Source organism: Blautia sp. HCP3S3_C4 (genome assembly GCF_052064095.1).
Taxonomy (GTDB): Bacteria; Bacillota; Clostridia; order Lachnospirales; family Lachnospiraceae; genus Blautia_A.
On sequence record NZ_JBQHWF010000017.1, the window covers coordinates 47,286 to 69,115 of the forward strand.

At 44.7% G+C, this 21,830-nt stretch carries 19 protein-coding genes; all 19 read right to left on the reverse strand.

Annotation, left to right across the window (positions count from 1 at the left end):
- Positions 1-60: 60 nt before the first annotated feature.
- The 19 genes from ACTNC6_RS13855 to ACTNC6_RS13945 all read right to left on the reverse strand — a co-directional run bounded on the left by ACTNC6_RS13855 (position 61) and on the right by ACTNC6_RS13945 (position 21,616).
- Positions 61-1,164, reverse strand: coding sequence for a DUF5688 family protein (locus tag ACTNC6_RS13855; RefSeq protein WP_441044383.1), 1,104 nt, complete (start codon positions 1,162-1,164; stop codon positions 61-63).
- The gene (locus ACTNC6_RS13860; RefSeq protein WP_270252716.1) at positions 1,164-1,298 is read right to left on the reverse strand and encodes a hypothetical protein; all 135 of its coding nucleotides are present in this window, start codon (positions 1,296-1,298) and stop codon (positions 1,164-1,166) included. The genes ACTNC6_RS13855 and ACTNC6_RS13860 overlap by 1 nt, the downstream gene beginning before the upstream one ends.
- 14 nt (positions 1,299-1,312) lie before the next feature.
- Positions 1,313-1,618 carry a hypothetical protein gene (locus tag ACTNC6_RS13865; protein WP_441044384.1) on the reverse strand — a complete coding sequence of 102 codons (306 nt, stop codon included), beginning with the start codon at positions 1,616-1,618 and terminating at the stop codon, positions 1,313-1,315.
- A gap of 113 nt (positions 1,619-1,731) precedes the next feature.
- The gene (locus tag ACTNC6_RS13870) at positions 1,732-2,787 is read right to left on the reverse strand and encodes a hypothetical protein (protein WP_441044385.1); all 1,056 of its coding nucleotides are present in this window, start codon (positions 2,785-2,787) and stop codon (positions 1,732-1,734) included.
- Between the two features lie 155 nt (positions 2,788-2,942).
- On the reverse strand, positions 2,943-5,045 hold the full coding sequence (locus ACTNC6_RS13875) for a DNA topoisomerase 3 (RefSeq protein WP_441044386.1): 2,103 nt from the start codon (positions 5,043-5,045) through the stop codon (positions 2,943-2,945).
- Positions 5,045-6,658: a CD1107 family mobile element protein gene (locus ACTNC6_RS13880; RefSeq protein WP_441044387.1), complete on the reverse strand. Its 1,614-nt coding sequence runs from the start codon at positions 6,656-6,658 to the stop codon at positions 5,045-5,047. Before ACTNC6_RS13880 ends, ACTNC6_RS13875 begins: the two co-directional genes overlap by 1 nt.
- Positions 6,633-6,917 carry a cell envelope biogenesis protein TolA gene (locus ACTNC6_RS13885; RefSeq protein WP_066548945.1) on the reverse strand — a complete coding sequence of 95 codons (285 nt, stop codon included), beginning with the start codon at positions 6,915-6,917 and terminating at the stop codon, positions 6,633-6,635. The genes ACTNC6_RS13880 and ACTNC6_RS13885 overlap by 26 nt, the downstream gene beginning before the upstream one ends.
- Before the next feature lie 19 nt (positions 6,918-6,936).
- Positions 6,937-9,606, reverse strand: a complete 2,670-nt coding sequence (locus ACTNC6_RS13890) for a CD1108 family mobile element protein (protein ID WP_441044388.1) — start codon at positions 9,604-9,606, stop codon at positions 6,937-6,939.
- Positions 9,606-12,056 (reverse strand): VirB4-like conjugal transfer ATPase, CD1110 family, encoded by a 2,451-nt coding sequence (locus ACTNC6_RS13895; protein ID WP_235360371.1) that lies wholly within the window; start codon positions 12,054-12,056, stop codon positions 9,606-9,608. Before ACTNC6_RS13895 ends, ACTNC6_RS13890 begins: the two co-directional genes overlap by 1 nt.
- On the reverse strand, positions 11,998-12,411 hold the full coding sequence (locus ACTNC6_RS13900) for a PrgI family protein (RefSeq protein WP_117567531.1): 414 nt from the start codon (positions 12,409-12,411) through the stop codon (positions 11,998-12,000). Before ACTNC6_RS13900 ends, ACTNC6_RS13895 begins: the two co-directional genes overlap by 59 nt.
- A gap of 30 nt (positions 12,412-12,441) precedes the next feature.
- On the reverse strand, positions 12,442-13,314 hold the full coding sequence (locus ACTNC6_RS13905; protein ID WP_066548951.1) for a VirB6/TrbL-like conjugal transfer protein, CD1112 family: 873 nt from the start codon (positions 13,312-13,314) through the stop codon (positions 12,442-12,444).
- Between the two features lie 3 nt (positions 13,315-13,317).
- Complete coding sequence (locus tag ACTNC6_RS13910; protein WP_334309820.1) at positions 13,318-13,398, reverse strand: Maff2 family mobile element protein; 81 nt, start codon at positions 13,396-13,398, stop codon at positions 13,318-13,320.
- Between the two features lie 94 nt (positions 13,399-13,492).
- Entirely contained in the window at positions 13,493-15,163 is a 1,671-nt protein-coding gene (locus ACTNC6_RS13915) for a recombinase family protein (protein WP_002584321.1), read from the reverse strand.
- Positions 15,164-15,361, reverse strand: a complete 198-nt coding sequence (locus tag ACTNC6_RS13920) for a hypothetical protein (RefSeq protein WP_002592708.1) — start codon at positions 15,359-15,361, stop codon at positions 15,164-15,166.
- Between the two features lie 241 nt (positions 15,362-15,602).
- Positions 15,603-16,940, reverse strand: a complete 1,338-nt coding sequence (locus tag ACTNC6_RS13925) for a virulence-associated E family protein (protein WP_002584323.1) — start codon at positions 16,938-16,940, stop codon at positions 15,603-15,605.
- On the reverse strand, positions 16,909-17,553 hold the full coding sequence (locus ACTNC6_RS13930; protein ID WP_002584324.1) for a CHC2 zinc finger domain-containing protein: 645 nt from the start codon (positions 17,551-17,553) through the stop codon (positions 16,909-16,911). Before ACTNC6_RS13930 ends, ACTNC6_RS13925 begins: the two co-directional genes overlap by 32 nt.
- A gap of 65 nt (positions 17,554-17,618) precedes the next feature.
- Positions 17,619-19,199, reverse strand: a complete 1,581-nt coding sequence (gene mobQ, locus ACTNC6_RS13935; protein ID WP_002584325.1) for a MobQ family relaxase — start codon at positions 19,197-19,199, stop codon at positions 17,619-17,621.
- 196 nt (positions 19,200-19,395) lie between these two features.
- On the reverse strand, positions 19,396-19,941 hold the full coding sequence (locus ACTNC6_RS13940) for an AAA family ATPase (protein WP_002584326.1): 546 nt from the start codon (positions 19,939-19,941) through the stop codon (positions 19,396-19,398).
- A gap of 214 nt (positions 19,942-20,155) precedes the next feature.
- Positions 20,156-21,616, reverse strand: coding sequence for an Lsa family ABC-F type ribosomal protection protein (locus ACTNC6_RS13945; protein WP_002584327.1), 1,461 nt, complete (start codon positions 21,614-21,616; stop codon positions 20,156-20,158).
- Positions 21,617-21,830: the final 214 nt, after the last annotated feature.

Here is a 21,830-nt window from a genome sequence, read left to right on the forward strand (position 1 = left end):
TCCTAGTAACAGAAAAGCAGCCCAAAGTGGCTGCCTTCCTGTTTATTATGTATGAAGTGGCTAAATCACCGCTTCTTTCTTTTTATCTGCTGTCGGTTGTTTCCTGTCAGCATCCATCTTCATCACATCATTTTTCTTTTCTGCAAGTCTCTCTTTTAGTGAAGGACGTTCTTTTTTCTCATCACGCTTTTCCGCTTTCTGTTTTGCACGTTCCTCTGCACGGTCACTGCGAAACAGCTCATGTTCTTTTGCATCATATTCATACACATGATCTGAAAGTCGTTCCTCTGGTGCTACCTGTGTCTGGTTCACTTCCTGCACCATCTGTTCAAGGTCTCTTAACTCCATTCCGGCATCTTTCGGGATAATCAGCGTTTCATGCACAGATGAAGGCAGTACATAGAAGTCTCCAACCTTGTCTGCTATTTCCTGTCTGGTATCATCATTTAATATAGCGGCTGCTCCATTTACCTTTGTATCATTTGTCAGGACAAACATCGTGTCAGGAACATCCGGTATCATCTGGGATGCCATTTCTCTTGCCTCTGATATATCCATATCATTATCCCTTGCAATGTCCCCTGCCATCATTTCTATAATGGTCTCGCTCATTCCCTTGAAGCTGTATGGCTGTAAAACATCCATGTTCAAAAGAGCCTGTTCGTGCAAATCCTCAAGGGTAATCCCATACCTGTCCATCAGATTATCTGTAATCGTTATGGTTGCAGTGCCTTCCGCATTTTTGTCCATTAAAATCTGATACACAACCGCCAAATCTTCCACCTTGGTGTATGGTTTGTCCTCAAGAAACTGCCTGTTGGCTTCCTCATTGATGAGCTTGCACACAATCTTGTCTTTGACGTTATCAAAATCAGTAACCGCAGATACATCCATATCATGGTCAATATAATGTGCCTGATATGTGGCTGCAATCTGCCCAAGCACATCATCCATCTCAGCTCCATCCTGTATCTGTTCAAAATACGGATTCAGATATACGGTTGGAGAAATATTGCTTTCTTCCGTCCGGATTGTCAGACCATCCAAAACACAGTCATTATTCTTTACTACCTGATGAACAGAAATCGTTGCATCTGCAAATTTTTCCGGTAAAAAATCCTGTATCTGATCTTTTACCTGTTCTACAAAATCCTTATATTCCATTACTTTCTCTCTCCCTTCCCGGTATTCTTCTGTGATTTGTCTGCCAGCTTTGATGCTTTCGTTCCATACAGTTGATAACGTTTCATCATGCTCTGCTTGTTTGTTTCCGCAATTTCTTTTTCTAACTGTTTCATTCCTGGTTTCCTCCTTACTCTGCATGTGTTCCAAAAGAAAAAGATGTATTATCCTGTTTCTTTGTATTAAATTTTGCTTTTACATCTGCTACCTTATTTTCCAAAGCACCAAACATAGCCTCTACCTGCTCTGCTGTATATTCATAAGCAGACCTGTTGGCAAGGTGTTCCAACCTTCCAAGCGCATCAATCGCTTTATTCATGCGGTATTCTCCAAGACGGATAAATTTCTCTGCTTTAGTTTCATTTGCTTTTGCTGCAGGCTCTGCATCCTGCACCTCGGCATTGTTTACAGTTACATTTTTCATTTCTTCATTCATTATTTTGTCCTCCTTTTTTATCACATAAAAAGCGGCAAAACTGGAAAGTCTTACCGCTTGTTATGTCACCATTACTTTTGTGACTGTTATTTAGTTTTATAGACCATACAATATCATGTCAATCGAAATCCATTTGCAAATTTATCAAAATCTGTTTCTATGATTGATATTCCACTGGAATCCCTCAACTTATATGCTAAGCTTTTTTCTTCAGTACTGGCTTTGTCATGTAATACAATACTATCAACTATATCATTTATGCTGATTTCAGCACTTAACTTTAATTCAAAGCATTGTTTACCAGCAATATCTTTAATCTTATCACGAACATCATCAAATATATAATTTACCTTATCTTCAACAAAATCAATAAATGCCATGCTCTTACTTACTATCTCATCATCATTTTGCAAAGCAAATACTACTCTATAAAATTCATTTGATAAAGTTTGCAAATTATAATATTCATCTAAATGTATTCTTAATTTAACTCTTATCTCGTGTTCATAACTAAAACTACTATGCTTTAAAAACGCACCAAAATCAAACGCATTTTTCGCAACCTGATCCAAAGTATGGCTTTCACAAATATACTTTTCGATATAATCTTCAAAGCAATTTATATATACCATCGGCATAATATCTGCAAACAGATAAATACCCATTGGGACATAATTTCCTTGATCAAGAATTGAAAGTTTTTTATAAAAATCATTTTTGTATTTTATAATAAAATTTCTTCCGTATTTCTTATGGTATTCCTGAACCATTTTTGCATCTGCATATTTATTTGATACACAATAACAAAAGGTTCGTTGTTGCAACAATGCTGCCGCTGCCACAAAGTCACTATATACACCCATTATGTATTGTTGTGTGCAATATTGCCCTAACCTCTTTTCCGATGATTCTTTAATCAATCTATATGCCTTATATATATTGTCTTTATCTCTAAACCAATCCTCAAAATAAGTTTCGTTCGCATCTCCAGTACTTGATTTTTTCCATTCAACCGGGTCTGTAAAATACATCACCTTATTAAAAAATAATGTTTCAAGTTCCTTTTGTCCCATGAAACGGTAATATGGTAGGTTCGTGTATTGAGGTTCATGTTTATAATAAACTGCTAAAATGTTTCGCTTCAAATATTCCTCATCCTTCATAGCCATTTACAATCTCTCCTTTAAATTGCAATTTATCACTCTCTGCAACACTGAGATTATAACATTTATCCTTTTCAACCACAACGAAGTGTCCCTTATCCTACGAAAACAAGGCGTATGAAACTGTTACACTTCACACGCCTTTACGCTGTTAATTGCTATTATTTCTTGCTTTTTTGAAACTCCAGCTTGACCTTATACTGTGAGCCTTTGATTTCCTTACCATCTTTGGTATAGGAATAATCCTCAATTCCTTCCGGGATAAGGTAGGCATCATAGCTTCCCTTCTTTCCCTTTAATCCTTTGACGAAAGTCTTTTTTCCCTCCAGCATACTCTTAATCTGCGTATCGGAAAGTACAGTCCCCATAGCCTTGCCGACATTCATACCACACTTATTTTTGCAGTAGGCTCCATATTTTCCCTTTACCACATCACCGCCACATTTCGGGCATTTTCCAAGGGCTTCCTGTGCGCTCTGATTTCCTCCAAACATGGATTTCTGCTCGTCACTAATGCTGTGATAAGTCTGCACAAGGTTCTTTACCATATCCGCAATGCCATCCATAAATTCCTGCATGGAATACTCTCCCTTTGCAACAAGGGTAAGGGCATTTTCCCAGTCAGCGGTAAGTTTCGGGGACTTTACCACATCCGGAAGCACCGTAATCAGTTTCATTCCGTCCTCTGTGGGAATCATCTGCTTTTTCTCACGCTTCACAAAACCGTCCTTGACCAGCTTCTCAATGATGTCTGCTCTGGTGGCAGGTGTGCCAAGTCCTTTACGTTCCACATCATCTCCCATTTCTTCACTTCCGGCTCGCTCCATTGCAGACAAAAGGGAATCTTCCGTAAAGTGCTTTGGGGGATTTGTATAATGCTCGCTGATCTTCGTCTGTACCCCGTCAAAGGTCTGCCCCTTTGAAAGCTCTGGCAGTTTCTTATCCTCCTGCTCTTTATCTTCCGTTGTCCTAAAAGAACGCTTAAAAGCATCTTCAAAATCTTTCCACCCGTTTTTTAAGACCGACTTGCCGGAAGTGGCAAAGGTGTAACCGCCACAGGAAAACTCTGCCTTGACTGTTTCATAAAGATGTTTCTCCCCCATAGCGCACAGCAGCCTGTTGGCCACAAGGGATAAAATCTTTCGCTCCGTTTCCGGCAGGGCTGCAAGGTCAGCTTTGGCAATCTCCATTGTGGGGATAATCGCATGGTGGTCTGTGACCTTTTTGCTGTTTAACACACGCTTAATATCCGGATTGAACATCCTATTTTCCTCAAACAATATGTAACCAAAAATTGCTTCAATAACATTTCCGGCTGTCTGCTCCATATCATCAGACAAATACTGACTGTCCGTTCTCGGATAGGTACACAGCTTCTTTTCATAAAGGCTCTGGGTGTACTCTAAGGTCTGCTTTGCTGTAAAACCGAATAGACGGTTGGCATCCCTCTGGAGTGTGGTAAGGTCATAAAGTTTCGGCGGTGCCACCGTCTTTTCTTCCTTTGCCACAGACGTAACAAGAGCCTGTCCGTTCAGACAAGCTCCTGCAACATTTTCTGCTTCTGTTTTACTGTCAATCCTCTCTGTGACCGCATCCACGCCGCCACAGAGAATATGAGCCATAAAATACTGCTCTTTCTTGAAATTCATAATCTTTGCTTCACGTTCTACAAGCATTGCAAGGGTAGGTGTCTGTACTCTGCCCACCTTTAACACCTTGCCGCCATATAAAACGGTAAAAAGCCTTGTCCCATTGATACCCACAAGCCAGTCCGCTTCCTGTCTGCACAGTGCGGAATGGTATAAGTGATCATAGTCACTTCCCGGCTTTAAGTTCTCAAATCCTTCTCTTATGGCACTTTCCTCCATAGATGAAATCCATAAGCGTTTCATCGGTTTGCTGCATCCCGCCTGTTCATACACCAGACGGAAGATAAGCTCTCCTTCCCGTCCTGCATCCGTGGCACATACCACGCTGTCTACTTTAGTATCATGCATCAGCTCCTTTAATACCCTGAACTGTGCAACCGTGTCTTTCTTGACCTCATGCTGCCAATGCTCCGGTATCATAGGCAGGCTGTCGTAAGTCCACTTTTTCCATGCATCAGAATAGGCATCCGGCTGTGCCAACTCAACCAGATGCCCCACGCACCATGAAACGATAGAACCGTTTCCCTCCATGTATCCGTCTTTTCTTTCATCTGCACCAAGCACCTTGGCAATTGACTGTGCCACACTTGGCTTTTCCGCTATCACTAACTGCATTATTCTTCCTCCTGTTCCTCAAAGAAATCATCATCCGAACTTCCCTCTGATTCCTCATCTTCGTTCTCATATTCTTCGTTATCTTCCTCGTCCTCATCTTCATCCTCGATGAAATCCTCTTTCTTTTTGCGTACCACTTTAAAATAATACGCACCTCCGATTACTGCCACTGCAAGACCTCCCATAAGGATATAGGAAATCATAGGATTTGCCTGCTCTTTAACCTCCGTTTCTTCCGGTTCCTCGGTGCTTTCTGTATCTTCTTCGGTTCCCTCTGTATCTTCCGCAGCTTCCTCCTCCTTATTTTCCTGTTCTGCATTATTATTTGGCAATGCACTTTCAGAAGTCGGGATTGCAGACTCTAATGCGGCAGAGTTTTTCGGTAAGGTTTCGTTGTTATCAGATGTGGTATTCAGCAAGTCATTTTCCGTAATCTCTGTCAGGAAGTAGACCATTTCTTCCTCTCCATCCCTGTCGATAATCAGATAAAACACCTTGTCCGACGCTGTCTGAATGGTATAAAATTCCTTGCCCTGCTCGGACTGCTTACTCTCCTTATCCTCATTCTCTGCTTTCTCCGAAGCATCCGCTTCCGCCATTGCCTGTTTCTTCTGCTCCGCAGGATTTGTCTGTGAAGTGGTATTCCCATTACTGTCTGTCTTGGTATGCTCCGTTACGGTTCCTGTGGCACTTCCCGGCTTTGTAGCTTCTGCATTGACCGGAAGCTGTTCTGCCGGATTGTCATCACTCTCATCTGCCGGGTCTTTGTAGTATGGATTTTTCGTCTTGTAGACCTCCGACATATTTCCGGCATTGTCCATTGCAGAAATGGTAAAATACTCATACCCCGCATCAAATTGCTGCAGGCGGATATTCAAAGTTCCGTTTGTAAGGTCTGTAAATTCATATCCGTTAACATAGACTGCTTTCGCTCCGGAATCCGTATCATGTACCTGTACACTCAGAAGTCCGTCACTGACCGCAGCATTAAGCGTAGGCTTTGTGGTGTCAAAACATTTGATTGCACGGCTTCTCTCATAGGTATGATCCTTCTGGTCAGTGACCTGCACATACACCGTACAGTTTTCAGAAACCTCCAGCTTTCTGTCCTCTGTCACATCCGTCCAGCTTCCATTCTGTCCTACCTTCGCCTGAATCTTGGCAATTTCAAAATTTCCTGTGTGTGCCACATCCGCAACCGTAAATGTCACGGTTGCTTTGTCATTATGCCACCCATCCGGCTGATTGATCTGGATTGTGACATTCGGCTTTTTATATGCACAGAGCTTATAATCTTTCACGCATACTTCGCAATTATGGTCGTATTCATACGCACCACATTTATCCTCACAGGTACACTCCGGTTCTTTTACATCACCACCGGATACCATATGCTCTTCCGTGCTGTTTTCTTCAGAACCGCTTTCTGTTTCCGGCTCTGTATCATTCTCGGTTCTGTTTTCCTCAGAACCACTTTCCGGCTCTGTATCCTCCGCATGAACACTCACTGCATAATTCCCGTTCATGGCAAATCCCAAAGCGGGCATACAGAACAAAACTGCTGATAAAACAAGCGATAACACCGCCTTAGATGATAGTTTCATTTTTTTCATGGCTTACTGCCTCCTTTTCTGATTGTTGTGTCTGTTCTTCCTGTTCCTTTTTCTTTAACAGATGCAGAATTTCTTCCTCACTGACTTTATTCAGTAAAATCAGCCGTTCCAGAGAGATTTTATTTTTCTCAATGAATTTCATCTTCTCCGCATCCTCTGCCATCTGTAACTGCTCCTCCAAGTCCTTCTGCCTTGCCTGCAATCCTGCAAGCTGCTCCCGGACTTTCAGAAGCTCTTTTTCAATTCTTTCCTTTGTCATTTATCCTCACTTCCTGCTTTTAATTTAATCTTCCAAAACTGTAGAAATGGCTCTGCCAGTATGGTGTATTGATAGAAGCATATTTGATTGGGTCACCGCAGTGTATCATCACACCGTTTCCGCAATAGATACCCACATGGCTGACAGGTCCCGGCGAATTGTAAGTACCTGTAAAAAATATAATGTCCCCAGCCTTGGCATCTGCCGCTGACACCGGAGTACACTGGTCATATATGCCCTGTGCCGTGGTTCTTGGCAGGTTATGTACGCCGCTGTTGGTAAATACCCAGCATACAAAGCCGGAACAGTCAAAACTTGTGGACGGAGAAGAACCGCCCCAAACATACGGATAGCCAAGATATCTTGCTGCTTCCTCCATTAGTGCCTGTACTGTTGCATCATCATAGGAATCAGGTGGTATGACATTTCCCGGCGAACCGCCACCACCCGGACTTTCTCCATAAAGAGTTTCCTCACCCACATCAAAGTAAAATAACGGGTTATAATACTCCCCGTTATACAAACACTCGATATGAAGGTGGCTTCCGGTACTGCTTCCCGTATTTCCCGTTGTTCCTATGGTTGTTCCGTGTGTAACAGTCTGTCCGGCACTGACACTTAATGTATCCATGTGTGCATACTTGGTGCAGTAACCATTGCTGTCCTCTATCACAACATAATTACCATAAGAAGCATCATAGGTTGCTGTTGTAACCGTTCCATCCATCGCTGCCAGCACGGTTGTCCCTGTGGGCACCGCTATATCCACACCACGGTGAAACTGTTCCTGCCCTGTGACCGGATTGATACGGTAGCCGTAATAACTCGACACATAGCTATACCAATACAGATTGAGCGGTGTATAAAACTGCTGTGTCAGTCCATGGGTTTCATTGTAAAGAGCATAGATTTCTTTCTGCTCCTCATTCATGTGTCCGGCTACCACCACACCCAGATCGGTGGCTGTCAGTGTTACTTCAAGTATGGTTACGGTGTATTCTTCTTCCTCCTCATACTCATATTCTTCCTCTGTTTCCTCGCCCGTTACCGGGTCTGTTACAGTTCTCGTTCCTGTCTTTGTTACAGTCCTTGTCCTCGTCTCCGTGGTAGGATTTAAGGTCAGCTCATACATTTCTTCAAAAAGGCTTTCTATCTCACTTTGCACATCACTTGCCGTAAATTCCGTATGTACTGCCGACAGGTAACTGATTAAAACAAACGGGTCATGCCCTATGGCATCCAGATTGTAGCGGTATTCGTCATAATCCGGATAGTCCGTTTCTATGTCATTGATTTCTTTCTGCAATTCCATTTCCAGCTCGGAAAACGCCAGGTCCGCAGCATCAATCTCTGCTGGAACACTCATATAACTTCCTGCCAGTGTGGTACTCATACCATCTGAGAACATCGCCCCACAGGACGATATGGCTGTCATGATCATAATCAGAAGCAGTGCAAAGATACCGATTGTTACCAGAAACGAAACATTCCTGCTTGCTATCTCCTGTATTTTCTTGGCAACCTTGGTAACAAAATTGGCTGATTTTGCAGCCGCTTCTTTTGTATTCTTTGCTGCCTGTCCTGCACGCCTTGCCTTTGCATACTCCCGCTTGATACGCTGTTTCTGCAATCGTTTCTGCATCTGCTTTTTCAAGGTCTTTTCCTGCATCTGTGGGTTTTCTTCCAAAAACTTCTGATACCGGAAATTGACCTCTTTCTTAAACTGCTTTTTCTCCAGCTTTGCGACTTTCTCTTTCTTCCTTTGCAATCCGCTTTTATGATTGCGTTTCACAAAATGATAGACATTCTCTGCTGTCTGTTCCGTCTTATGTGCTCCTTCCACAGCAGAATTTTCTTTCTCCACTTCAGCAACCTTGCCGTGGGCAAAATTGGAATATTCTGCACCTACCCTGCCTGCAACCACTTTTACCGGACTATCCGGTTTGAAATGCTTTTCTTTTTCCACGGCAGTCAGCACATACTTTGCTTTTCCTGTCTTTTCATCAAAGACACGCTCAAAGGAATACTCCTTTGTCTTTGGTATCTTCTTTCTTGCAGCTTCGGTCTTTTTCCCGGCTTTCTCTGCCTTACTTTGCAGTCTGTCTAATTTTTTGCTTCCATGAAACTCTGGCTCTGCTCCTTCCGTAAAGGTTTTTTCCTTCGTCTGGAAATCACGTTCAAAATCAGATTGTTTTGTCCGTTCCCTGTTCTGATACTCCCGTCTGTGGTATTTTCCTTTTTTCTCGGATTGGTGGTAGGTATCCCTGCGGTGGCAATCATCCTTTTGCTGATGTTCCTCCTGCTCCCTGTTACCTTCCTCTGTAAAAGTATTATTTTCCTGCGAAAAATCGCTTTTCTTCTTACTGTCCGCATCCGTATTCTCAGACTTCAAATCCTTCTGCTCTGCGGAAAGATTTTCACTGTATCCAAAAGTGTCCTGCTTCTGATACTGCTTTTTATTTCTGCGTTTTGTTGACAGCCCTGACTTCTGGACATTCTGTCCAAAAGCTTCAGACTGTTCCTGTTTCAGAACATCTCCGGAAGTGTCATTTGCATCTCTTGGCTGATGTGTCCCGGAATGCTTATGCTGTACTTTTTTCGAAGCAGTTCCCTTTTCGGAACCACCTTTAGCAAAAGCACTCTTATCCCTTGCGAACTCAGCCGACTTGTCTTTTTTATTCTCTGCCACTAATCAACATCCTCCTGTTTTACGCTTTCTTCCGGTTTGGTATTCATAATCGCATAAGTCTTTGTGTCTGTCGGATATTTATCTACAAAAGGAATAACCACGTTATCGAACAGAATCAGACCGGAACCCGGCTCTGAATTGGTTACATGGGAAAGCTGCTTTTCCGAAAGCCCCAGCTTATCTGCAAGTATCGCCTGATCCTTTGCATTCTGATTCAGCAGATAAACAAAATCGGAGTTACCAAGAATACCCTCGATTTCCTCCGACTTTAAGAAGTCGCCCACATTCTGTGTCAGACCTGTCGGAATACCGCCCCATTTTCTGAAACGCTTCCAGATTTCCACCGAATAAATGGCAGTCTGTCTCTCCTTTAAAAGAAGGTGGAACTCATCACAGTAATAACGGGTAGCGATTTTTCTCTCCCTGTTCTGCGACACCCTGTTCCATACGGCATCCTGTACGATGAGCATACCCAGCTCTTTCAACTGGTTTCCCAAATCTCTGATATCAAAGCACATGATACGGTTCTTACTGTCCACGTTAGTGCGGTGATTAAAATAATTCTGCGAACCATGAACATACAGTACAAGGGAATTGGCAATACGCTCTGCTTTCGCATTCTTATGGTCTAAAAGGGCATTATACAAATCCTCAAGGATAGGCATATTCTCCGGCACCGGATTTTCGAAATAGGCATCATAGATATGACGGATACATTCGTCAATGATACCCTTCTCATCATTCTCCAGACCGTCCTTTCCTCCGGCAATCAGATCACACAGGGTAATGATAAAGTCACTCTTTAATTTTAGAGCTTCCTTATCCCCTTTATGGCTTAACTGAATATCCATCGGGTTCAGATAGTCTTTGGAATTGGTTGCCAGCTTTACCACCTGTCCATGCAAAGCTCCCACAAGGGCAAAATACTCGCCCTCAGGGTCACAGATAATCACATCATCCCTTGTCATAAGAAAGCAGGATAAAATCTCCCTCTTTGCACTAAAGGACTTACCACTGCCCGGTGTTCCTAAAATCACTCCGTTTGGTGTACGAAGCCGCTTTCTGTCTGCCATAATCATGTTGTTTGACAGGGCATTTAAACCATAGTAGATTGCCGGTGCAGGCATAAATAATTCCTGCGTACAGAACGGCACAAGGATAGCAGTACTCTTTGTGGTAAGCACACGCTCAATTCCCGTATCATTGCATCCAATCGGTGCAGAAGCCATAAGCCCCTGCTCCTGCAAATACTGCAAACATCTTAGGTTACAGTTTGCCTGCTGGATAATGCCGGACACCCTCTGTGTAATATTTTCAAGCTCCCTTTTGCTCCTGCCGTAACAGGTAATTAAGAAAGTCATTTTGATAATCTTCTGGTTACTGGTGTTCAGATCGTCAAGCAGTTCCAGCGTATCCTTTTCATAAGTGATAATATCTGTAGGCAGGATATCCATGTCATAGCCACTTCGGACTGCCTTTTTCTGCTCCTCAATCTTCATCTTCTGAATATTTGTCAAAGCACCCTTTAACATCTTGATTGCCTTTACCGGGTCCATCGTCTGCATGTGCATGGTAATGGTCAGGTTATCATCAATATCAAGGAGCTTCTTTAACAGCTCATCATTAAAACGTGGTGCAATAATATCCAGATAATGGACACTGCCATACATCTTTCCTGCCTTAAATCGGCTTGGATAACGGAAGTCAAAGCCCGGCGGTGCAATGTAGTCCTTTACACTCTTACCGGACTCTGCCAGCTCCTTAAATGAAAAACGGAAAGGCTCCATGGTATCCTGATTAAAATACTCATGCAGGATACGCAGACGTTCCTTTCCGTCAAGACTTTTGGCTTGAGTGCCAAGGTTTAAGAAATTCCTGATAACATCCTTTTCAATGTTATTCAGTTTTGATTTCGCTTCCTTATATCCCTTACACTCCGTACCAAAAATAAGATATTTTGATTTAATGATGCCGTTGTTTCCCTTTGCAGCCTGCTTCTTCAACATTTCCGTATATTCCTCACGGATATCGTCAAAATCATCTCCCTGCAAAGGAATGTCAAACTGGTCTATCAGTGTCTGCTCGTTGACCTGCCTGTTAAATAAAAACAGTTCAAATCTGATAGACGGGTCAAAATAATTGATGAGCTTGCTGTACTCCTCCAAAATCTCCCCCTGGTCCTCTATTTCCAGAAGATCATAATTTATATCATAAAATTCCACCATTTTTGTGTAGAAATCAGATGTCACCTGACAGATACCATCACGGAACATCTTTTTGAAAGTAATGGTATTCTGTGCCGTGGTAGGTTTCTCCTGTTCCTTATGGTTTCCTGCAAGAGTACGCTGAAGCTCTTTTAACCTTTTCTTTTCAGAAAAACTCAAGCCCGCTTTAGGCTTGGCAGTTTTCTTCTGACTGCCCTGTAATCTTGCCTTTGGCTTTTGCTTCAAGGTAACGCACCTCCTTCTTCATTTTTTCCTGTTCCTCTAACCGATTGTAGAGATTTTCTGATTTATAGGGGCGTATTCCCGGTGTCAGGAACTTCTGCCTTATCATAAAGTACAGAATCTTTTCTGCCGGAAAACCGTCCTTTTCATACATTGCCAGAAAGAAAAACGGCAGCATGACAGCCACCATGATCAGTGCGGATGCCTGTGTCCCGATGATATCTTTGGTAAAGATATAAAAAGGAATTCCAACCGCACCTGCCGCACCAAAACAGATAAGCTGACGTTTTGTCAGATTCATTGCCACCTTTGTCTTGATACCGCTTAAATTCTTCGGCACTGCGACTGATATTGCCATAAACAGCCTCCTTCCTGATATAACGCTGCTTTAATGTGCATTAAAAATAGATTTGCTAAGGGAACCTGTCTTAAATAAGCTGAAGCACAGGATAACGGTATATGCTGCCACTGACCACAAAGCCGTATGTAGATTGCTCGCAACCGCAACGCTGGATACCAGCACCGCATAGATTGCCACACATACCATGATGAAAAATCCCTGAAATGCCAAAGCACAAAGTCCCTTGATATAATTACTTCCGATGCCGCCCCATTCCCGGTTGCTGAGTGTCGCAAACGGAACCGGAGCCACTGAAACATAAAGGTATATTTCAATCATTCGCCCATATAGCATGACGGTGATTAGCAGGGAAATGATTTTCATACATAAGCTGACAATCATGGTCTCTATTCCAAGTCCTATCAGTTCGCCTATCCCCATGGTGGAGAGCTGGCTGTTAAACATGGACTGTAACGTACTCGTCACATCAAGTGTCGTGGAGCCTGTAATGACTCCTGCTGCACTTGTAACGATATGGTTGCCCACATCAAAAATTGCCATGGTAATGTCAGAGGTATAGCTGACAAGCAATACTGCAATACATGCTTTCACAAGATAACGGAAGAAAAACTCACTCCCCATCTCATGCATGTTATTCTTATCCATTACCATGGTAATCAGCTCATAGCAGAGAATCGCACTAATGATCATCCCTGCTATGGGCACCATGACTGTGTCTGACAGGTTATCTATCATGGAAAAAATACCTGCGTTCCAAGAGCTGGGCGTCTGCCCAACCTCTCCGGCGATTGTTCCTACTTTCGTATTCACGTCAGTAAACATCGTTTCGAGATTGTCCAGCACCCATCCTTGCAGCATTTCCTTTATAAATTCAGTGATTTTCTCAATGATTGACCCCATGAATTATGAGAACAGCGTTGAAAGCTGTGGGATCACCGTCTGTGCTACGATAATGATACCGCCTCCGGACATAAGCTGTTTCATCCCCAATTAGGTGTAAAAACTCTGCTCGATGGCGGGCGGCGGCGTACAAAAAATCTATATGGTGTTGTTAAGAGAACCGTCCCGGCGGGACAGGTCAGGCAGTGACCTGTTCCACCTCCGGGATGGGTTTGAGATTAAAATGAATTTCGATAGAAATGTGTCTTGTTTTATCTTCGTCAATGCGCTCATGCACAACGATTTCTTTGATTAAGCGGTTGAGGGTGGCTGCGTCCAGCTCTGTGATGTTGGCGTATTCCTGAATGGCTTCCACCCATTGTTTTGCATCATTGGCAAGCTGGACTTCATCGGACAGCCGCTTTCTGCCCTCGGACACTTTTGTTTTAAGCTCCGTCTGCTCGGTCTGTGTCTTTTCCAGCATGGTGTTGAAATTCTGCTCACTGATACGCCCTGCAATCATATCCTCATAAAGCCGCATGACCATTTTGTCCAGAACCTCAATCCGTTCCTCGTCCCTTGTAAGGGAGCGTTCCATTGCTTCCCGCTGTTCCCGCTGCTCGGCTTCACAGGTATTGGTCAGGCGGTCGGCAACCGCTTCCCCGTCCATCAGGGCAGCTCTGGCACATTCCCGGATTTTCCGCAGCACATGGCTGTAAAGGGTGTCATAATCAATCCGGTGCTGGGTGCAGTGGTTCTTTCCAAAGGCATTGTAGGTCTTGCAGGAGTAAATCCGCTGGGGATGTTTAGCGTTTGTGTAGCGTACCGTCAGCGACTTCCCACACTCGCCGCATTTTAACAGTCCGGCAAACAGGCTGATTTCATTGGTCTGCCCCGGACGCTGGCGGGATTTCAGCTTGTTCTGCACAATGTCAAAGCTCATGCTGTCAATCAGCGGTTCATGCTGTCCCTCCACCACAATCCAGTCCTCCGGCTTCTTTTCCCCAATCGTGCCGATTTTGAAGCGGTAGTCCTTTTTCTGGGAAGCAATCGCCCCGGTGTAGACGGGATTCATCAAAAGGTCTTTGATAACGGAGAAGTCCCACATATACCGCCCGTTTTCTGGGTCTTTCTTTTCCCATTTGGTGCGGGTATTGCGAAGCCCCCGTTCCCGGTTCCACCATGTAGGGCAGGGGATTTTTTCTTTCTCCAGCCGTCTGCGGATATAGTTCGGACCATGACCGTTCAGGGCATATCCGAAAATCAGCCGCACAATCGGGGCGGTTTCCTCGTCAATGAGCAGATGGTTTTTGTCCTCCGGGTCTTTCCGATACCCAAACGGGGCAAGACACCCGGTAAACTGTCCTTTCTGCGCTTTCAGAAGATAAGAGGAATGGACTTTCTTGGAAATATCCTTGCTGTACATCTCGTTCAGGATATTCTTGAACGGGGCAATGTCGTTGTTATCCCGCAGGGTGTCGATGCCGTCATTCATGGCGATATAGCGGACACCGTTTCTTGGGAAAAAGTCCTCAATCAAATGCCCGGTTTGCAGATAATTACGCCCCAGTCGGCTGAGGTCTTTCGTGATGACAAGGTTGATCTGCCTGCGCTCAATGGCTCTCAACATTCTCTGTAGGTCAGGACGCTCCATGTTAAGACCTGTGAAGCCATCGTCCTGATAGACTGCCACAACCTCCCATCCCTGCTTTTCGCAGTATTTTTCCAGCATATCACGCTGGTTTGCGATACTGGCACTTTCGCCTTGCAGGTCATCGTCCTTTGACAGCCTGCAATAGACCGCCGCACGATAACCCCCGGCAAGTGCCGAACCGATTGTTCTGTATTCCATTTCGTTCATCATAGCCATTTACCCACACAATCCAGACGGTATCTGGCTCTTTTGAACCTCATCTTCATTATAGCCTATATCTTTCTTTTTAGCAAGATATTCTTTTGCATTTGTCTTTCCGTATTTCTGGGAAATCAGGCTGACGAACACATCAGTGGCGTCAAGCTCCCCGTCAAATACAGTGGTCACATGAATCTCTGTTTTGTTTTTTGCCATAGGCAGTTATCCTCCATACATGAAAATAGCCAGACAGAGGGTGTCGGCAACGAAGTCCGGCAACGGACTTCAAAAGACCTTGCAAACAATCTCAATCTGGCGATGGTTACTATTTATACTTTTCTTTTATTTTTTTGTTGTTTTGGTTGTTATAAGGGAGAAAAGCCCGGAAATAAGGGGTTTTTCCCGGCAACCGGCTCGGCAACGGGATAACAACAGGGGGTGCAACGGGCTGTCCTTTTCAGAATGGAAGCTCCATCTGTTCTGTGACCTCCACAAAACCGTCCATCGTTTTTTCAGACGGGTTGCCGGAGTCCGTTGCCGGGTTTTCACGCTCCCAGCCCTTTTGTCTGCCATATTCGGAAAACATTCTTGGGTTTGGGAAGTACCGCCAGCTGGAAATGCACTGGTTCATAATCTCGTTGATTTCCCGGATTTCCCATTGCTTCGGCTCGTCAAAAGCATGGTTCAAGGCTTCCTTATAGAGCTGCTTGGAGCAGACCATGCTCCCGGTGTATTTATCAAGATACGCCTGTATCATCCCGGCTTTGGTGTCCTCCGGCATAAAATCCCGCTGGTGTTCTTTGAGATACCGCTGCATGGCGGGGCTGAAAGCCAGCTTGAACCTGCCGCTTTTATAAATCTCCATCGCTTCCGCCCACATCTGCCCGATATAGGCTCTGGAAGCGGCTTCATCCTCCAAAATGTGAACTTCCGCCTGCTCCGGGTACACCATGACCGGGATAAAGCGGCGGTTGCCGGAACGGTCAAGGGGCAGGAAGTCAAGGGCATTGGAAGTGCCGCCAAACACGCACTGACGGGGGCGGTCTGCCGGGTGGGTTTCATAAGGTATCTTGTAGACCTCTTTCTGCCGGCTTAAAAATGACTTGATTTCCTCAATGCTCTTGGCGTTGGCGGTTGCCATCATTTCCGACATTTCAATAATCCAGTGACCTTGCAGCTTGCGGTACACATTGTCATCGTCCAGCTTCCGCAAATCATCGGAGAACCACTCGTCCCGGACTGCCAGCAGCCGGAAGAAGGTGGACTTTCCAGCCCCCTGACCGCCTACCAGACAGAGCATGATTTCAAACTTGCACCCCGGCTGAAAGGCTCGTGAGATTGCACCCAGCAGGAACAGCTTCAACGCTTCATAGGTGTAATCGTCTGCGTCAGCCCCCAGAAAGTGCCGCAGGCAGAAGCGGATTCGCTCTGTCCCGTCCCACACAAGGGTATTGAGATAGTCCCGGATGGGATGGTACTTGTTTTCATTCGCCACAATCCCGATGGCGTTATCAATCTTTTTCTCATTGGTAAGCCCGTAGGTTTCTTCCAGATAAAGAAGCAGATACTTCATGTCCGTATCGTTCAGGGCGGTGCTTTCTCTGTGAAAACCGATGGGCTTTATGATGTCCTTGCGGTCAGTCAGGATGTTGTATGCGATAGCCCCTGAAAGCAGAGGGTCACGTTGGAATACGGTCAGGCAGTTCCGTATGCTCTGACGGACACCGCCTTTCTCGGTGGTTTCCAGCCCCGCCTTGATTTCCTCAACGCTCTGGGGCGGCTGCATGGCGTTCATAGTGTTTTTTAGTTCTTGCTGCGTCTGCGGCTGCAAGTTCTGCCATTCGCTGTTCAAGCTGTATCACATCCTTTCCGTAGTCCGTAATCAAATCCGCTTTTTCCTCTGTTTCCCCGAACAGCAGCACATCCAGCAGATATTCCACTTGGGCTTGCTTCTGTAAGGCTTCCACAAACCGGGGATGAAAGGCTTCCTCCGGGGAGTGCGGGGCGTAGTCCGTTCTCCATGCCATCAGCAGATGGAGATAATCGGCAAGAATACGGAAGCAGCGATTCTTTGCTTCCTGAAACTGTTCCTCCGGGGATTTCTGCCGGGTCTTGGGCTTTTTTACCTTTCCCGGCGGTTTCCAGTCCTCATAGGAAAGCCCGAAGTCCTGTGCCAGCTGTACGGCGGCTTCTTTCTTTCCCAGCCCATACAGGGCGGCGGCAAAATCAATCACATCCCCATCCGCACCGCAGCCGAAGCAATGGTAACGCCGATCCAGCTTCATGCTTGGGGTTTTATCGTTATGGAACGGGCAGCAAGCCATCCCGTTCCGACCTACATGGATTCCATAATACTCCGCAGCCTGTCTTGTTGTGACGGACTGCTTCACAGCTTCGAATACATTCAAATCTATCCCTCCTTGAAAATAAGAAAAGCACCTGACATTCTCTAATTGAAAATGGCAAGTGCCTGTTAAAGTTCCATATCCTGTTGTCTGTGTTTCTCCTGTGCCGGGGCGGTTCTTTGTGCTTTTTTCTCGTCAGTCTTATCCTGCAAGACTTCTTTGATGGGCTGCTTCTTGGGCGGCTCTTTGCTTTCCTCTGTGCCGGGTGTGGCTTTCCGTACCCAGTAGCGGATGTCCCGCAGCTTCTTCAAATCCTCCTGTACCTCGGTCAGTGGTACTTTCAGCTCTGCGATTTCGCTGAGAAGCGTTTCCTGCTCCTGTTGCAACTCATTTTTCGTTTTATCCTTATCGTCCGGGTGCTTGGCAAGGTAGTCAGCGGCTTTCTCATACCGGGCAACCTCCGGGTGTTCCTGTTTGAATTTCCCCTTTATTTTCTTAAAAAATATCTTCTGGTACTTCTCATAGACAGCCTTACATTCCTTGCAGTCTGTCCGGCTGGCAAGAATCCCGTCAATCACTTTGCTCCGGGCTTCCTTTGGCTTCATCTGATTGCGGTAATCTGCGGCTGATTTCCCGGAAGATTCCAGAAACGCTTCTAAGTCCTCCACAGTGGAAAGCCCCTTTTGCCGGAGATAGGACAGGGCTTCGCTGACTGCCTTTAAGTCCTGTGAAGTTCCCCGGTTCTGTCCAGCCCTTGTCCAGTCCTTCCGTTCTTCCTTTCGTATCTCCATATACTTCATCAGCAGATTGGGAAGAAGTGTCGCTTCCTCCGCCGCCTTTTGTGCAAGCAGCTCCTTCCGTTTTTCTCCCAGCTCGGTAATCCAGCCTTTGAGGTTTTGGATAAGCTGCCGGATGGACTTCATCAGGCGGTTGGCGGCTCTGATTTCCCGGTTCAGGTTGCCGATATTCGTCTGGATACCTCGCTTTTCCATCTGCCGGACAGCAGTCCCCTCATGGACAGTGGGGACTATATCAAGCCCCTGTCTGGCATAGGAACGCAAGTCCACACGCTCCGGGCGGTCATTGGCGTCCAGATAGCGGTTCTGGATAACCTCCCATTCATGCCGCCAGATTTCACAATACTTCTGGTCGTTCCAGTCCACCGTATCCTCCTTGTGGCTTTTCCACCTGCCGGACGGCAGCTTTATCCGTTCCCCATTCTCGTCAAGGTCATAAACCTTGCGGCTCTTGGGAAGCCATTTTCCATGTTCATCCATTGCCCGCATGGTCAGCAGGACATGGGCGTGGGGATTGTGTCCCGGCGGATGGGGGTCATGGATGGCAAAATCAGCAATCATGCCTTTGGAAACAAACTGCTGTTCACAAAACTCCCGTACAAGGACAGCGTACTGGTCGGGCGGTATCTCTCTGGGAATGGTAAGCACCCACCGCCTTGCAAGCTGGGAGTTCCATTGCTTTTCCACCGCTTCGGCGGCATTCCATAAAGTATTGCGGTCTGCATATTCCTGTGGAGCATTTGCCGGGAGCAGGATTTCATTGTGGACGATACCACGCTTTTCCGGGTAGTGCTTTACTTGCTGGTCGTATTCACAGAACAGCTTTTCGCCGCTTTGGTAAGCAGCGGCGGCAACCGCAGACTGCCGCTGGCTGCGCTGAACAATCGTGATTTCGTTGTGTGGACAAGGCATTTCGTGTCCCTCCTTTCGCTAATTGGTGGATGGGGTGGCGTTTTACCACCTCATTTTGGGCAGAAAAAAAGCAGGAGACCTTTTTCAGATTTCCTGCTCGGTGTGCCACTGTGTGAGCGGCGGGTATTTAGTTGTAAAAGTTCGGGACAAGTTGACCCGATGTAAAGCTAACAAACTGGAATTGCACCAAAACAATCTAAGACAACAACGCTGCCCTACTTGCGATTTTTTCTTGTACTGCGGAAACAGTTTCTTGAATGGAATAAGTGGTCGTATCTATAACATTCGATTCATATATTCCCAGATTGCAAAATTGCTCCCACATGGTTTCTACCAATTCGATATTTGTCTTTCGGTCTAACTTTGAGCGTTCAACAGCTCGCTTCAAGGTTTCTTCCTTACTTGCCCTTAAAATAATATAATGCACCTCATAATGTTCCCGAACAAGACTTTGCCACGGCTTTAAAAACCACGGTCCGATAATACCGTCAACAATTACATCATATCCACCACGAGCATATCGCTTCGCAGCTTCTAAAAACGCTTCAATGACAATCAAATTTTGCTCATTTGATTCCGGCAAATGCGGTGGTATTGCCCCTTTACTCAAATAATGATAAAAGTCATCTGTGTGCATATGCACAGACTTTTCCAAATCTGATTCTTTTGCAACAGCAGATGCCGTTGTAGTTTTTCCTGTCCCCGGCGCACCTGTGATTACAATAATTCTACCTTGATTCATCTATATTTTACCTCCACAAATTACGATTTTCTTAATTCTACAAACTGGAATTTGAGTCTCTGTAAAGCTGGAATTAACCCATACAATTATTTTAATTTAGAGGTTCTTACGCAATTATCCGTATTTTGTAATTTTTCAATACTGGAATGCCAGTGTAAATCAGCATTCTCCATTTTTATTAAAGCGAAAAACGTAAAATTGCGGAAGAACCAATTTAGATATTCACAATTTTACTTGCCACAGTATCTCGAAAAACACTGTCATGTTCTACCAGGAGCATGGTCGGGGCAAACTCCGTTATGAGTTGTTCAATCTGCATACGTGAGTACACATCAATAAAGTTGAGCGGTTCATCCCATACATACAAGTGTGCCTTTTCACAAAGGCTTTTCGCAATTAGGACTTTCTTCTTTTGCCCGCCAGAAAAGTCTTTAATATCCTTTTCAAACTGTACACGCTCAAAGTCCATTTTCCTAAGAATTGCCTTGAACAAACTTTCATCAAGGTTGTTTTCTTCTGCAAACTCGGAAAGGGTTCCACATAAATACGATGTATCCTGTGGCACATAAGAAATTACAAGCCCAGAGCCAAGTGTTACTGTACCCGTATAATCTATGGACTGCCCGACTACCAACTTTAACAGGCTACTTTTGCCACTGCCGTTCTTTCCATCAAGCACAATGCGTTCTCCCTGTCTTATTTCAAACGAAACGGGTTCACAAACTGAAATGCCATCATAATAAACTACTACATTCGATAATGATGCAAGCAAATCTGTATGGTAATTAAGCGGTTGTATCTTGAGGGCTTCTGCGGTTTCCATATTTTTCAGCAATGCTGATTTTTGTTCGATTGTCTGTTGTTGTCTCGCTTCTATAGATTTTGAACGCTTCATCATTTTGGCGGCTTTATGACCGACATAACCTTTATCTGCTGCCCCAATTTTGGAAGCTTCTACACGTTCAGACCATACTGCAGCGCGTTTTGCCGACTGCTGTAATCGTCTGATGTCCTTTTGCAAACGTTCGTTCTGAGCCAGTTCAAATTCTTGCTGTCGCTCAAAATTTGACATCCATGATGAAAAGTTTCCTCTTTGCACTTCGATATTCGCTCGGTTAATCGATAGAATATAGTCAACACAATCGTCAAGAAAGCGACGATCGTGAGAAACTAAGATGAATCCCTTTTTCTTTTTCAGATATGCCGCCACACTTTTTCTCGCTTTGGCATCCAAATGGTTGGTAGGTTCATCAATCAGTAGGAAATGCCCTTCATTAAGAAAAAGAGCGGCAATCAAAACCTTTGTCTGCTCTCCGTTGGAAAGTGTTTCAAAAGGTCGCCAAAGCACATCGACATCAACATCAAGATAAGAAAGTTCTCGCATAAGTTCCCATTCTTCCGCAAGTGGGCAAATCTCCTGCAATATATCCTCTGTAATACGATTCTTATCTGAAACGGGATAAGGAAAATAATCAAACTGTACGGATGATAGGATTTTTCCACTATACTCATATTTCCCAAGCAGAAGATTCAGAAAGGTTGTTTTACCTCGTCCGTTTCTGCCCACAAAACCAAGCTTCCAATCGGTATCAACCTGGAAACTGACATTTTCAAAAACATTATCATAACTTGTCGGATATGAAAACGTAAGGTTTTCAATTTTAATCATTGACATAAATATTATCCTCCTTTGCATGTCATACGATACAAAGTCGGTTCGGTGAATGTTTACTACGTATAGATTTCACCAAAAGGAACCGACACTATACGGAGTGAATCATGTGTAACTATCTGTTCTGCACTATTCATAAAGCACCTCCAAAACAAAATAAGAGCCACAAGAAAGTTTATCCTTGCAGCTCGTCATAGCATAAAATAACACCACTAAG